This window comes from Terriglobales bacterium (assembly GCA_035454605.1).
Taxonomy (GTDB): domain Bacteria; phylum Acidobacteriota; class Terriglobia; order Terriglobales; family Acidobacteriaceae; genus DATMAB01.
This window is the reverse complement of the sequence record DATIGQ010000053.1, coordinates 1-14826: the sequence shown is the minus strand read 5'-3', so window position 1 is coordinate 14826 and position 14826 is coordinate 1. Positions and strand designations below refer to the sequence as shown.

The 14826-nt window shown below is 64.5% G+C and carries 12 protein-coding genes; 5 read left to right on the top strand and 7 right to left on the bottom strand.

Annotated elements, in window-relative coordinates; all coding sequences use genetic code 11:
* Positions 1-214 precede the first annotated feature (214 nt).
* Together VLE48_03705 and VLE48_03700 are read right to left on the bottom strand one after the other, a co-directional pair.
* Positions 215-1219 (bottom strand): FAD-dependent oxidoreductase, encoded by a 1005-nt coding sequence (locus tag VLE48_03705; GenBank protein ID HSA92092.1) that lies wholly within the window; start codon positions 1217-1219, stop codon positions 215-217.
* A 203-nt stretch (positions 1220-1422) separates the two neighbouring features.
* Positions 1423-2076 (bottom strand): ABATE domain-containing protein, encoded by a 654-nt coding sequence (locus VLE48_03700; GenBank protein ID HSA92091.1) that lies wholly within the window; start codon positions 2074-2076, stop codon positions 1423-1425.
* A gap of 89 nt (positions 2077-2165) precedes the next feature.
* Between VLE48_03700 and VLE48_03695 the strand changes: the two genes are divergently transcribed.
* The 3 genes from VLE48_03695 to VLE48_03685 all read left to right on the top strand — a co-directional run bounded on the left by VLE48_03695 (position 2166) and on the right by VLE48_03685 (position 6047).
* Complete coding sequence (locus VLE48_03695; GenBank protein ID HSA92090.1) at positions 2166-3131, top strand: EamA family transporter; 966 nt, start codon at positions 2166-2168, stop codon at positions 3129-3131.
* A gap of 177 nt (positions 3132-3308) precedes the next feature.
* The gene (locus VLE48_03690; GenBank protein HSA92089.1) at positions 3309-4535 is read left to right on the top strand and encodes an AAA family ATPase; all 1227 of its coding nucleotides are present in this window, start codon (positions 3309-3311) and stop codon (positions 4533-4535) included.
* A 192-nt stretch (positions 4536-4727) separates the two neighbouring features.
* Positions 4728-6047: an amidohydrolase gene (locus VLE48_03685; protein HSA92088.1), complete on the top strand. Its 1320-nt coding sequence runs from the start codon at positions 4728-4730 to the stop codon at positions 6045-6047.
* A 9-nt stretch (positions 6048-6056) separates the two neighbouring features.
* Here VLE48_03685 and VLE48_03680 read toward each other — a convergent pair whose 3' ends face one another.
* The 5 genes from VLE48_03680 to VLE48_03660 form a co-directional block, all read right to left on the bottom strand.
* Positions 6057-7313, bottom strand: a complete 1257-nt coding sequence (locus VLE48_03680; protein HSA92087.1) for an ABC transporter permease — start codon at positions 7311-7313, stop codon at positions 6057-6059.
* A 1-nt stretch (position 7314) separates the two neighbouring features.
* Positions 7315-8550: an ABC transporter permease gene (locus VLE48_03675; GenBank protein ID HSA92086.1), complete on the bottom strand. Its 1236-nt coding sequence runs from the start codon at positions 8548-8550 to the stop codon at positions 7315-7317.
* Positions 8551-8664: 114 nt separating this feature from the next.
* Positions 8665-9900 carry an inner membrane CreD family protein gene (locus tag VLE48_03670; protein HSA92085.1) on the bottom strand — a complete coding sequence of 412 codons (1236 nt, stop codon included), beginning with the start codon at positions 9898-9900 and terminating at the stop codon, positions 8665-8667.
* Between the two features lie 141 nt (positions 9901-10041).
* Positions 10042-10416 (bottom strand): transcriptional regulator, encoded by a 375-nt coding sequence (locus VLE48_03665; GenBank protein HSA92084.1) that lies wholly within the window; start codon positions 10414-10416, stop codon positions 10042-10044.
* Positions 10409-11011 carry a hypothetical protein gene (locus VLE48_03660; protein ID HSA92083.1) on the bottom strand — a complete coding sequence of 201 codons (603 nt, stop codon included), beginning with the start codon at positions 11009-11011 and terminating at the stop codon, positions 10409-10411. Before VLE48_03660 ends, VLE48_03665 begins: the two co-directional genes overlap by 8 nt.
* 182 nt (positions 11012-11193) lie before the next feature.
* On the opposite strand from VLE48_03660, the gene VLE48_03655 reads away from it, so the two are divergent.
* Positions 11194-12384 (top strand): pyridoxal phosphate-dependent aminotransferase, encoded by a 1191-nt coding sequence (locus VLE48_03655; GenBank protein HSA92082.1) that lies wholly within the window; start codon positions 11194-11196, stop codon positions 12382-12384.
* 192 nt (positions 12385-12576) lie between these two features.
* The gene (locus VLE48_03650; GenBank protein HSA92081.1) at positions 12577-14625 is read left to right on the top strand and encodes a transketolase; all 2049 of its coding nucleotides are present in this window, start codon (positions 12577-12579) and stop codon (positions 14623-14625) included.
* Positions 14626-14826: the final 201 nt, after the last annotated feature.

Genomic DNA, 14826 nt, shown 5'->3' with positions numbered 1-14826 from the left:
CTGCCCGACCGGCCCGGAGATGACCTCGTACATCGCGTGCAGGATCGCGTCGAGCGTGGCGACATCAGACGGGCGAGCGGCAAACGTGGACATGGACCTCCTTGTGGACAGCGGGGACATTCATTCTGCCTCCAAGGCGTCTTCCGGGAAAGCCAACCTGTCAGGAAGCTTCGTCCCTCAACCGCAATATGAATGCGGATGGGAAACTGCGCGCCTAGGACCAGCCGCGGAACATCTCTGCGTGCCCGCGCAGGATCCGCTCCTTGGCCAGCGGATCCGGCTCGAGACTCCAGTCGCCGCGCACGAACGTACCGCCGAGCAGGATTCCATCGCGGCGGGGAAACATATAGAGGTTGCTTGCCAGAGTGATGTAATCGATCTCCTCCTGCGGCAAGAGGAAGGTGAGTTGGCCCTTGATGGGGAGCATCTCGTCGTCGCCGAACAGCGCTCGAGCTCCCAGGCCGGTGCAATTCACCACCACGGGTTGCGCGAGACGCGTGAGTTCCGATACTTCATGGAATTCCTGCACCACAATCCGTCCGCCCGCCAGATGAAAGTCGCGCATGAGGGCGCGCAGGTAAGGGTGCGGCTCGATCAACATGCTGCGGAAGGTGCGGACGTAGGGGAAGGGAAAGGCATGCTCTTCCTGGGACAGGTCACGCATCTCCGGCAGAAGGCCTCGCAGGAAGCCTTGCGGGCCCAGCATGTCGGTTTCCGGCATCGGCGTCTGGGACATGAGGTAGACCGGGCGCCAGTGGACGCCGTACTCATCGCCAGCGAAAGCCTGGAAATACGTGTGGGCGAAGCGCACGGCGCTCATGAATTGTTCCCGGAACGCAGAAGAGACGCGATCGTCGTCGAATACCGAGAATGGATCCCATAGACCACCGGCGACGTTCGAGGTGGTATCCGGCGGAAGCGCTTTGGCGTAAATGGTGACGTCCATTCCCATCTGCTGCAGCAGGCGCGCCGTGGAGAGGCCCACAACGCCGCAACCCGCGACGGCCACTTGCCGGTGGCCGGAGGTGCGCACCGCCTCGGACGCCAAACGCGCCGTGCCCCAGGAGAGCGTGATGCCGGCTCCCCCGTGGCCGTAGTTGTGGACACAGAGCTTGTCGCCGACCTTCTCGGTCGCTACCCGGAATCCTGAGGGCCGGAAGGGACGCAAACCGGCGATGGTGCGGATTTCGCGCTCCGGGGAGACGAGAACCTTCGGCAATTGCAACCGCCCAGGAGCCTGCCGGGAAACGAGCGAACGCGAGCGGCGGTGGCTGCAACCTTCGAGCAGTATGCTGCCGGCGGTGAAGGCAACACCCTTGAGTGCGTCGCGGCGATTCACGCACATTACTATAGGCGGTAGAGGAGACTGGAGCCAGTAACAAGGCCATTTCGGCTGGAAGCCTCGCGGCTGGAGTCGCGTCCCTAGGCAAGACGATGCGCCCGACGTCTGCGGGGACGCGTGCGCCGCGCGCGGCGGTAGAAACGGCGAACCTTGGCGCGATTGCCGCAGACCTTCATGTCACACCAGCGGCGGCTGTGGTTGCGGCTGTGATCCAGGAACATCCACGAGCAGGTTGGGGAGGCGCACTCGCGTATGGCGCGGCGCTCGTCGGTAGTCAGCAACTCGACGGCGGAGCGCACCACCGGCCACAGGGGTCGCCGCAGGTCGCTTCCCGCCTGCCGCCACTCCCACACAAACCCACGGTCGCGGTGCACGATCCACTGCCGGGAGAGCGCCTCGGCGGCCATGGCATTGAGCATCCGGAGGTCGGCGTCAGCCGGGGCGCGGCCCGCAGCGACGGTCGAAAAGATGCGATACAAGGCCTCTCGCAGCCTGAGGGCCAGCCGCAGCGCGGCCGCCGCCCGTCTGGCACCCATCCGGGCCAGACGCGCCAAGCGCGCCACCTCGGGACGGGGAAGCGCGTGTGCCTGCTGGCACCAGGCCAGCAGATGCGCATAGGTTGGAAGGAGCTCCTGCTCACGGCCTGCCTGATTCCGGTGATTGAGCGTATTCACGAAGTCGAGGCAGAGCGCTCCGCCTGTGAGCTCAAAAGTGAATCCTGCCGGTCGAGACATACATCCATTATAACCTGTAAGCGTGTATTGACAGGTTAGCTCAGAACCATTAGAGTAATAACCAGCAATCGTGCGTTAGCAGGTTACACATGGCGGTGGCTGAAAACACGCTTCCGGCTTCCCTGAGCAAGACGGCGGGACGGCCCTCCCCGCTCCTGTTCGTGGGTTCGCTGCTGGCCATCCATCTGGTCTGGGGTTCCACCTATCTGGCGATTCGCTATGCGGTGGAAACCATTCCGCCGTTGCTGGTTGCCGGCACCCGCCATCTGGTGGCCGGAAGTGTGCTCTATCTGTGGATGCGAGCTCGCGGGGAACGGCCTACCGCCCGGGAGTGGCGGTCCGCGGCGGTCTTGGGGACGCTCTACTTCCTGGTCAGTCACGGCGGGCTGCACTGGGCCGAACAGGTGGTGCCTTCGGGACTGGCGGCGGTGCTGATTGCCATCGAGCCGGTTTTCATCGCCTTGTTGACACCGGTTCTTCTCGGCGGCCGCCTGCCCGGCGGGCGGACCTGGATGGGATTTGCCCTGGGCGTGGCGGGTGTCGCTTTGCTGGTGCAGGGAAACGGCTCTGCGGCCAAGCCGGGCTATGTTTCGGGGGCCCTGGTCATCCTGCTGAGCGCCTTTTCCTGGGCGGTGGGCGTGGTGTATTCCCGCCGCGCCGCGCTGCCGCGAAGTCCGGTGCTGACCTCGGCGATGGCCATGATCTCCGGGGCGGTGCTGCTCTGGCTGGCCGGAATAGCCACGGGCGAGCACAGGGACTTGCATCTTTCCGAGGTCGCTCCCCGCTCGGCGCTGAGCCTCCTTTATCTCATCGTATTCGGCTCGCTGGTGGCTTTCACCGCTTACAACTGGCTGCTGGACCATGTCTCTCCCACCCTGATCGCGACCCACACCTACACCAATCCCGTGGTGGCGGTGCTCTTGGGCTGGTGGCTGGCAGGGGAAACCCTGAGCGGGAGAATATTGCTCTCAGGCATGCTCATCCTGGGCGCGATTCTCCTGGTCCGGCGCGGCACGGCCACGGTACCTCCCCGAGAGGCGCCTGCGGGCGATTGAGGCGGGGTCTTTCACGCGGCGCGCAACCATCGTCCTCTCGCTCACCTCTAATCCCCAGTAAGATCAATCACTTACGGTCGTCACCAAAGTTTCATTACCGGATTACCCCGGTTATCTTGAGGGAATTCCCGGGTGGCCGTACTCTGCGCTGCGAAGGGTTCGAGGAGGGACCCGGAAATGAAGACACTCACGGTTGGCATTCTGGCATCGGACAGCGAGCAACGCGCCCTGTTGCAGGAACAGGCAAGCGCTGCCGGCATGTTCCGGTCGGTGCACCAGGGAGACAGCTACCCGGCTGCCTCCAGCGATTCGGCCATGCGGCAGCTCGCGCTGGCCAGTCCCGATGTGATTTTGATGGATATTCCCGGCGGAGACCCGACGCCGGCGCTGCGCGCCATTGAACTGCTGAAGCGCGAGTTGCCGGAGACGGCGGTGTTCGCCATCGGCCGCATGGACAAACCGCAGGTGATCGTGACGGCGATGCGGGCGGGCGCCATGGAATATCTGGAGCGGCCCATCAGTACCGCGCACCTGCTGGAGGCTTACAGCCGGCTCTCCGCGAGCCGTAACGGGCGCGATTCCGGTTCCCGCGGCAAGGTGGTCACGGTGGTGAACGCCAAGGGCGGATCGGGCGCCACCACGGTGGCGGTGAACACCGCGCTGGCCCTGGGCTCGGCCCACGGCCGCGTTGCGCTGGTGGACCTGGCCGGCATGGGGCATGCGTCCCTGCACCTGAGCGTGAAGCCCAGCTTTACCATCGTCGATGCGCTGAAGAACCTGCATCGCATCGACCAGTCGCTGCTCGAAGGCTTCATGACCGAGTGCCACAGCGGCGTGCGCCTTCTGGCCGCGCCCTCCAAGCCTTATGCCGAACCTTCGGCAGAGGACTTGGCCCGCCTGCTGGACCTGATGGTGACCCACTACAGCTACACGGTGATCGACCTCTCGTCCCGCATGGACCTGGCCATGCGCGCGGTCTGCAACTTCTCCGACCACGTGCTGATGGTCAGCCAACTGGACATGGCCTCGCTGTGGAGCGCCTCGCAGATGCAGGGGTTTCTGAGCGAGACTGCGGGCGCAGAAAAGGTGCGCCTGGTACTCAACCGGTATCACAAGGTTCCCGGCGTTACCGACGACGACGTGGAAGCCGCCACCCGCTGCCGCATCCTCTGGAAGCTGCAGAACCAGTATCAAACGGTGTCGGGCTCCATCGAGAGCGGGATTCCGGTGAGTCAGCAGAACTCTTCCGAGATCGCCAAGTCGTTCCTGGGCCTGGCCTCCCGGTTGACCGGGTACGACCTGAGCTCGAAGGCGGCCCAGAAGTCACGCGAGCCACAGCGCCGCGGTTTGCTGGAGCGGCTGATGGGACGCCCCATGGCCACCGCCACCAGCGGTAACCGCTGAAGCTTGCCGTTCCGCCGCGCGCCAACCCGCGGCCGGAGCGGTTCCTGCAGGCCATCCGCCCGTACCTGGGCGGATGGCCTTCTGTTTTCGCGGACCGCTTCTGTCGGCGCAGGCAGAGGTCGCGCTAGAAATTCCACCTCGCGGGTGTTACGGTAACCGGTTCTTCCATCTTCCTGACTGGAGACCGATTCCGTGCGCGAGCCCTTGCTTGTCTTCGCAATCCTGCTTGTGACTTTGCCGGCCGCGGCGCAAAAGACCGCCACCTCGAAGGCATCCGCCAAGCCTGCGGTCGAGCGCTCTGCGGCTCTTGAGCAGCGCATCGCGCAACTGGTGGAGGCGCTGCGCGCGAAGACGGTGGAGACGCGTCGTGACCTGCACATGCATCCCGAACTTTCCAATCGCGAGGAGCGCACCTCGCAGGTCGTAGCGGCGCGGCTGCGCGAACTGGGGATGGACGAGGTGAAGACCGGTGTCGGGCGCTACGGCGTGGTGGCGCTGCTGAAAGGAGGCCGTCCCGGTCCGGTGGTGGCGGTGCGCGCCGATATGGATGGGCTTCCTGTGCAGGACGTCAACGACACTCCCTACAAATCCCTGAATCCGGGCGTGAAGCACGCCTGCGGGCATGACGCCCACGTGGCTATCGGTCTGGCGGTAGCGGCGGTGCTTTCCGAGATGCGGGCCGACATCCCCGGCACGGTCAAGTTCATCTTCCAGCCGGCCGAGGAAGGCCCGCCCGCCGGGGAGGAAGGCGGCGCCGCGCTCATGATCAAGGAAGGCGCGTTGGAGAATCCGCGGCCCGAGGTCATTTTCGGGCTGCACGTGTGGTCGCAGTACGAAGTGGGCGCGGTGCTTTACAACTTCGGGCCGGCGCTGGCGGCCTCGGACCGCTTCCAGATCACCATCCACGGCAAGCAGGTGCACGCCGCTTACCCGCAGGACGGTATCGACCCCATTGTCACCGCCGCCGAAGCCGTGCTGGCGCTGCAGACCATCCGCAGCCGCCGCATCACCACCATGGAGCCGCTGGTCGTTTCCGTGGGGCGCATCCAGGGCGGCAACCGCAACAACATCATTCCCAACCAGGTGGAGTTGGAAGGCACGGTGCGCACCATGAACGAAGAGATCCGGAAACAGATCCCCGACCTCATGCGGCAGACGCTCGAAGGCGTGACCCGGGCTAACGGCGCTACTTTCGAGCTGGAGTACGAATTCGGCAACCCCGTGACCTACAACGATCCGAAGCTGGTGGAAGAAATGCTGCCCGCGCTGCGCCGAGCGGCCGGCGCCGAGCACGTCCTGACGCGGCCGCCGCAGATGGGCGCCGAAGACTTCGCCGAGTTCCAGAAGGTCATTCCCGGCTTTTTCTTCTTCGTCGCCGCCGGCAACAAGAGCAAAGGCATCACCGCCGCGCACCATACCCCGGATTTCGACATCGATGAGGGTAGCCTGACAATCGGCGCGCGGACTATGGCGACCGCGGTGGTGGATTACCTGGAGCGGCACGCAAAGTAGCGCCGGAAACTACTCGTACCGCAGCGCCACTACCGGGTCCAGGCGTGCCGCGCGCACCGCCGGATAGATGCCGAAGAACAACCCGACGCTCATGGAAGTGACCACGCCGGCCACCACCGCCCACAGCGGTACCACCGACGGCAGCGAGGGCAGGAAGGCGTGGATCAGCCCGCTGATGGAGAGCCCGAACAGCACGCCGATGACGCCGCCCGCGCCGGTCAGAGTCATGGCCTCGGTCAGGAACTGGGAGATGATGTCCCGCCGCCGGGCGCCGATGGCTTTGCGCACGCCAATCTCGCGGGTGCGCTCGGTCACTGACATGAGCATGATGTTCATCACGCCCACGCCGCCTACCAGCAGGCCGATAGAACTGACGGCCGCGGTGACCAGCGCGATCACTCCGGTGATCTGGCGGAACTGGGTGGCGATCTCCTCGGCGCTGGAGACGCCGAAGTTATCCGGCTGGTCGAAAGGAACGCGGCGGCGCCGGCGCAACAGCTCGCGTACCTGGTCTTCCGCGACCGCCTTCTGGCCCGCATAAGGAAGCACGCCAATAAAGTGTTCGTCATCGGCAGGGAAGTGCTTGTGGTAGGTGTTGTAGGGAACCAGGGCCACCTTGTCGGCGGCGTCGTTGCGCAGGAACTGCCCCTTGCGCTTCTGAATCACCCCCACCACGCGGTAGGGAACTCCGGAGATGAGGATGGTCTTGTCGATGGGATCCTCGACCGGGAAGAGCGCCTCAGCCAGGTCGTGCCCGATCACCACCACGTCGGCTTTGTGCAGGTCCTCGGAGGCGGTGAAGAAGCGGCCTTTTTCCACGTGGGCGTTGAACACCTGCTCGTAGCTGACCAGGGTTCCGCGGTGGATCACGTCGTAGACTTCGTGACCGCCGTAGCGCGCAATCTGACGGCCGGGGCCCTGGCCGCCGATGCGGGCCAGCACCTGCACCGCCACATCCTTCACCGCCGGGCAAGACTCCCGAATGGCCAGCGCGTCTTCCAGGGTCAAGGACTTGCGGGTGCGTTCCTCGGCGGAAAGCCTCCCAGCCCGGAAACCCGGGTTGAACTTGAAGACGAACAGGGTATCGGAACCGAAGTCCTCCAGGAACACCCGGATGTCACGGTCCAATCCCACCAGGATGGAAGACACAGCGATCAGCGCGGTAATGCCGATCACCACGCCCACCACGGTGAGCGCCGAACGGGTCTTGTGCTGGCGCAGGGTCTCCAGCGCCATCCGCGAGTTCTCACCCAGGGCGATGCGCACGTCACACCTCGAAGCGCAGCGCCTCGATAGGGTCCAGCTTCGAGGCTTTGTGCGCCGGATAGATGCCGAAGAACAGGCCCACGGCGGTAGAAACGCCGAGCGCGATGATGACCGCCGCCAACGGCACCGCCATGGGGATGGAAGTGGTCGCCTTCACCACCAGCGCCAGCAGCCAGGCCGTGGTCACGCCCAGGAACCCACCGAACGAGGCCATGACCGACGCTTCCACCAGGAACTGCATGAGGATGTCCTTGCGGCGGGCGCCCAGCGACTTGCGGATCCCGATCTCCCGCGTACGTTCGGTCACGCTGGCCAGCATCACGTTCATGATCACCACGCCGCCGATCACCAGGAACACCGAGACCACGCCCACCATGCTGGTGGCGATCACTCCCGTGAGCTGCCGCCACAGGTCCATGAGCGTGGCCGAGCCGATGATGCCGAAGTTGTCTTCCTCGTCGGGACGCAAGTGGCGGCGGGCGCGCATCAGCACCCGGGCTTCGTCCTGGGTGCGCGCAATCCACTCCGCTCCTCGGGCTTGGACATTGATGGTAAGGCTGCGGTGAGAGCCATACACCTTCATCCAGGTCTGGATGGGGATGTAGACGAAACCGTCCTGCGACTGGCCCAGGGCGCTGCCCAGGGACTTGGCCACGCCCACAACCTCATACGGCCGTCCGTCGACGTCGAGCGTGCGCCCGATGGGATCGACGTTAGGAAACAAACGCGTCGCCACTTCCGAGCCGATGAGGGTCACCGGCGCTCGGTGGTCATTGTCAGCGTCGGAGATGTAGCGCCCGGTGGCCGGCTCTTCCACATCCATCTCGCCGATGTTGGCCGTGACGCCGCGGATGTCGATGTCCTCCAGCGATTCGCCGCCCGCCTTCACCTTCCCCTGGGTGCGCACTTCGACGCCCACGGCCTTGGGCAGCTTCAGGCCGTCGCGCAGGGCCTCATAGTCTTCCCAGGTGATGATCCGGTTGCGGCGCTGTGCCTTCACAAAGTCTTCGGCGCTGGTGATGATGCCGAAGCGGTTGACAAGAAACACGTTCGAGCCCAGGTTGGCTACCCGGTCCGCGATGTAGCGGTTGGTGCCCTCGATGAGAGAAATCACCAGGATCAGCGTGGACACCGAGAGGATGATGCCCAGCAGCATCAGGAAGGAGCGCAGCTTGTGGGCGCGCATGGTCTGGAGCGCCACCACTGCGGGTTCAGCCAGTCCGAGGTTGCGGCTCATCCTTCCTCGCTAGAAGGATACGTGATTACGAGTGCGGCGGTTCGCGACCGCCCGGCCGCAGCAGGTTCCCCCTGGACCTCATCATACCTGCGGGCTCCGCGGGTTGCACGTGCTTTAGGCGCGGGCGGGCTGGCGCGCGAACCGTTCCTCCCAGCGGATCCGCCCGGTCAGTTGCATCACTACGAACAGAGTCAGGATGGAGCCGATGGTGATGGTGAGCCCGGTAAACCCGCGGAAGAAGAAGGCATAGGAGAACAGCACCAGGTAGATGAGCTGGGCTCCACCGGCCTCGACCGCCGCGAATCGCAGGCCCACTACCAGCCGCAGGTAGCTGACCACCAGGAACACCGAAACCACGGAGCAGATCACGAACGCCAGGTGGATGGAAATGTGGTCCACCAGATAGGCCAGCAGCAGGTGGAAGGAGAAGAATGCGGCCGCCAGGAAGAAGTAATTCATGGGGTGCAGGTCGATGGAGCGCAAGGTGGTGATGATGAACATCAGGAAAAAGAAGAAGAACAGGGAAACGGGCGCGAACAGGCTGATCTGCCCGGCCAAGGGACCCGGTTGCAACTTCTCCGGCATAGGCATGGCGATCTGAAATCCGGAGACCAGGTTGCGGTAGTTCCAGGTCAACTCCCATCCGTCGGCGGTCTCGCGCTTGCTGGTGGGAGAAAGAGTGTTCTCGGGGAAATCGATGGCCTTGAAGTTGGTGTTCATGCGGAGGTCGAAATCGCGCACCTGCGCCACTTCGTCACCCAAGCGGTAGCGCCACTCGTCCATCCCCTGCGACCGGTAACCCACGCGCAGCAACGCGGTCTTGCCGCCCTCGATCGGAGCTTCGATCACGGCGCTCCCTTCTTCGTGGGTGATGGGGTAAGGCTTGCCGTCCACCTCCAGGACCAGGTCGTCGTAGATGGCCTGTGCGGCGGGGAACTTGAGCGCGAAGCGGACGGACTGGTTCTCCTTGCTGGAGTTGCGGAATCCGTAGGTCCCGCTGTAGGCCACACGGTACGTGCTGTACCACAGAAGGCCTTTCTGCCGATGTTCCAGGTCGAGCCCGGCGTGGATCTGGCTGCTTACCAGATCGAGCGGCGCCGCGACCCGCGCCTGGTATTCGCGCTCCACTTTCTTGCCGTCTACCACCGAGACCTCGGTGCGCGGCTCGGTGCGGAAGTAGAGAGCCGTGGGCGGGCGCTGTTCCTGTGCCGTGCCCCAGGTGGACGCCACCGCACCCTTCAGGCGGCTGGAAGTGTCATAGGTGCGGGCGAAGATGGTCGAACCCAGGATGGCCCAGGCGATCGAAGTGCAGACGAAGATAAACACCAGTGCAGCGATTCGCTTGAACATGGCAGAAGGGCTCCTTGTCGTCGCAGGGAAGTGGTTGGGGACGTCGGACGCCGCGGGGACCGGCTTCGCGAGGTCCACGATACTTTATCGTGTAAAGTTAAGGGAAACACGCGGCGGGCGGTTGGGCGGATCGGCATCTTCTTAGCTTTCGGCGGGAACTGGACCTAGCGGTGAGCGCCGGGCACCGGCGGAATGCCGGACCTGATCGAGCGGCGGCAGCATGTCGGCCAAGGTCTCGAGGTATTCCTCGAGGGCGGCGCGCCCGCGCGGCGTCAAGCGGTAGGTGGTCCGCGGGCGGCGCTCCTCAAAGCGCTTGCTGCAGCGCACGTAGCCGGCCTCCTCGAGCTTGCGCGCTTGCACGCTGAGGTTGCCGTCCGTGGTTTCGAGCAGGTCGCGCAGTTCGGTGAAAGAGAGCGAGTCGTGCACCGCCAGCGTGCACACGATGCCCAGGCGCAGGCGCTCGTGAATCAACTGGTCGAGCTCGGCGGGTGCGGGCGGTGTCTTGCGCCTAGCCATCGTGCCTCCCGGCTATGTAGGCGCCGAAGCCGATGTGCAGCCAGCCGAAACCCAGCGCCAGGAGTGCCAGTCCGACCGACGGCGGGGCCAGCACAGCAATCAGGGAGAGAACGAGGAACGAGATGCCCATCCAGCGCACCGGCGAAACCGAGAACACGCCGGTGGAAGTCAGAGCCGCGCCGTAACATCCCAGCCACAGGGCAGGGAGCAGCGCCAGCCGCCCCGCGCGCAGCACGGCCAGGCTCAAAACGGCACCCAGCACCATCGCCGAGGCGTAGCTCCACAGCGCCTTCTGCAGCACCGGGGTCCACAAGCGCTGGCCCATGCGGCGCGCCTTGCGATCCATGCTGGTGACGCCCACGGCGAACGACGCTACCAGGCACACTGCCCACACTCCGAGCGATTCGACGCCGGCGCCTGCCTGCCACGGAGCCCCGGTTGCCAACGCGTTGACCGCCACCGCTCCCAGCCCCAGGAATCCGATCAGCACCAGTCCCCGGCCGGAAACGCTGGAGAGCCTTCCGGCCGCGTCCAGGGTGCGGCGAATGTAGGCCAGATCCTCGTGCGGGTTGCGGTATGCGGGCGCGTGTTCCATGGGCTCTGGTTCGGGTTTGGATAGCATGCCCATTTCCCTAGCTCATGTCAAGTACTTTGTGATATGAAGTTCAGGGTTCGTAGCTACGTTCCCCAATGCGGCGGAGGATATCACGATTCGCCAGCGGCGGACCCGATTGGTCACCGACTGGGAATGTTCCACGCGCTATAATGACGCGTCCAATGCCTCGCACCACGCAAACTCAATTGCGCCTGGCCCGCCGCATGGCGCGCCTGGGCACGGAGACCGCCTTCGAAGTTCTGGTGAGGGCCCGGGCGCTCGAAGCCAAGGGTCGTGACGTCGTGCACGTGGAAATCGGCGAGCCCGACTTCGATACGCCTGTGAACATCGTCGAGGCCGGGGTGGAGGCCCTGCACCAGGGCTGGACCCACTACGGGCCTTCGGCCGGTCTGCCCGAGCTGCGCCAGGCCATTGCCGAAGAAGTGAGCCGCACGCGGCGCGTTCCGGTTTCTCCTGATGAAGTGGTCGTCGTGCCGGGAGGCAAGCCCATTATTTTCTTCACCATCCTGGCTCTAGTGGAAGAAGGGGACGAGGTTATTTACCCGAATCCCGGTTATCCGATCTACGAGTCCATGATTGACTTCATGGGCGCCACCGCGGTGCCCATCCGCCTGCGTGAAGAGTTGGACTTCCGGCTGGACGTGGACGAGTTCGCCTCCCTCATCACCGACCGCACCCGGCTGGTGGTGCTGAATTCTCCCCAGAATCCCACCGGCGGCATGCTGGAGGAAGGGGATATCCGCGCCATCGCGGCGGCCATCGGCGACCGCGACATCATGGTGCTGTCGGACGAGATATACAGCCGCCTGATTTTCGAGGGCACCCATCATTCCATCCTCTCGCTCGACGGTTGGAAGGAACGGGTCGTCCTGCTCGACGGCTTTTCCAAGACCTACGCCATGACCGGATGGCGCATGGGATACGGCGTGATGCGCGCCGACCTGGCCACCCAGGTATGCCGCCTCCAGACCAACGCAACCTCCTGCACCGCCAGCTTCACCCAGGTGGCCGGAATCGAGGCTCTGCGCGGCGATCAGAGTTCTGTCGACAAGATGTGCGCGGAGTTCCGCCGTCGCCGCGATTTCGTTGTCGAGCGCCTGAATCGCATTCCCGGCTTCACCTGCCGCGAGCCGCGCGGCGCCTTCTACGTCTTCCCCAACATCACCGGTACGGGCTGGCCTTCCAAGAAGCTGGCCGATGCGTTGCTGGAGGATGCGGGCGTCGCAGTTCTTTCCGGAACCGCGTTCGGCAAGTTCGGCGAAGGTTACTTGCGGCTGAGCATCGCCAACTCCATCGAGAACCTGGGCAAGGCGCTGGATCGCATCGAAGAGTGGACGAAGAAGAAGCTCTAACCGTGGCCCATCGGCCATTGGCCAAAGTCCCCTCACCCCCGAATCTGTAACCAAGAAGTGCGTTCTTGTGCGCTCCTCAAGCTCATCGTCACCCCTCCTTGTGACCGCGCTCACCGACCCGCCAGGCAGGCAGTCCTAGGCTTGACCAGCGGGTGAAGTTTGCCTGCGCCACATCGCCGCCGGGGGAGAGCCATGGCACTGATGGATTCGAAGTCGGGGAATCGTATCCGGGACTATTCCATCGCAGAGCTGACCGAGCAAGCCAACCTGATGCGGGGTTACGACCTGGTGGCGCTGTGCTCTGCCGGTTCCGGACACGCCGGCGGAACGCTCTCCATCATGGATATAGTCGCCGCCCTCTATCTCAAGGTGGCCAATCACGATCCCAGGAATCCGGAGTGGGAAGACCGCGACCGCATCATCTGGTCCGCGGGACACAAGGCGCCGGCACTCTACCTCGGCCTGGCATTTGCCGGCTTCTATCCTCCGGAAGACGTGGTCACGCTTCGAAAGCTCTACTCGCCGTATCAAGGGCATCCGCACTGGCTGAAGGTGCCGGGAGTGGAGGTTTCGAGCGGGTCGCTCGGCCAAGGACTGAGCGTTGCCGTGGGCGTGGCCCTGGCGGGCAAGCTCAAGGGCAAGGATTACCACACCTTTTGCATCATGGGAGACGGCGAGCAGCAGGAGGGCAACATTTGGGAAGCGGCCATGGAAGCCGCTCACTACAAACTGGAGAGGCTGGTCGGCATCGTGGACGCCAACCGGCTGCAGATCGACGGCCCGGTGGCAGAGGTGATGAATATCGACCCACTGGAGGCCAAGTACCGCGCCTTTGGCTGGGAGGTGCTGCGCGTCGACGGCCACGACATGGCCGCCATCGTCGAGGCTCTGGAGACCGCCAAGAAGGGCGTGGGTAAGCCGGTGCTGATCATCGCCGAAACGGTCAAGGGGAAGGGCGTCAGCTTCATGGAAAACGTCGCGGGATGGCACGGCAAAGCTCCCAACCATGATGAGATGCTGAAGGGGTTGACGGAACTGGGGCTGCTCGACAAGCTCCCGCACCAGGGACTGCTGGAAAAAGCCCGCCGGTATCAGCTCACCGCCGAGAAGCAACTGGAAGCCAAGCTGCCGAAGTTCAGCCGCGACTACTGGTGGAACGCGGGCAAGCGCATGCAGGTGAAGATGGAGCCCACGCGCAAAGGCTTCGGGCAGTCACTGCAGGAGAACGGGGACGACGAGCGTGTGGTGTGCCTGGGGCTGGACATTTCCGGCTCCATTACCATCAGCGAGTTCTACGCCGGCAAGCCCGAGCGCAAGGCACGCTGGATCAGCCTGGGCATCGCCGAGCAGTCCGCCACCGCGGCCGCCGCCGGGCTGGCCAGGGAAGGGAAGCTGCCCGTGTTCGGCACCTACGGCACCTTCGCCGCGGCCAGGAACCTGGATCAGTTACGCGTCTCCGTCTGCTACGGCAACTTCAACGTCTTCGTCGCCGGAGCGCACGGAGGCGTCTCCGTTGGGCCCGACGGCGCCACCCATCAGGCCTTGGAGGACCTGTTCGCCATGTGTGGCATGCCCAACATGGTGGTGGTGGTGCCCTGTGACGCGGTCGAGACCAGGAAAGCGTCCAACTACCTGTTGCTGGAACATTTGGGGCCGAAGTTCCTACGCTTCGCGCGCGAGGCCACTCCCATCGTCACCATGCCAGAGACGCCGTTCGTCTTCGGCAAGGCCAACGTCATCCGGTTGCGGCGCGAGGCAGATCAGTTTGCCGATGCCTTCGACACCGTCCTGGCCAGCCACTACCCCGACGAGCAGGAAGACCTTTCCATCGTGGCCTGCGGGCCCATGGTGCCGGAGGCCATGCGTGCCGCGTACATTCTCAAGCGGGAGTTCGGTTACGAGACGCGGGTGATCAACCTGCATACGTTGAAGCCCATCGACGAAGCCGCCATCGTGCGCGCGGCGCGCGAGACCGGGATCGTCGTCACCGCCGAGGAGCACCAGATCGGCGCTCTGGCCTGGCGGGTCAGCGGCGTCCTGACGGGGAGCGCGGAGCTTTATGGCCTGCCGGTGCTCACCGGAGCCATCGGGGTGAAGGACCGCTTCGGCGAATCGGGCGCGCCCTGGGAACTGATCAAGGAATTCGAGGTCAGCGCCGAGCACATCGCCCACAAGGCGGCCGAGCTCATGCGCATCAAGAAAGCCCACACCCGCGAGGAACATCTGGCGGCGGTACGATAGAATCCCATCCCTAGCGGCCCGGCGGGTGAGTCCGGTCCGTCTACCCATATACGCACACCATACCTCCTGATGGAAGAGGGCCATGAGCGACCCGACGCGCTTCCGCGTGTTTGCTACCTGCCACATCGGCGAAGCCGCTGAGAACCTGCTGCGCGAGCGCGGCTACCAGTTGGAGGTCTACCCCGCTCCGGAAGCGCCGCC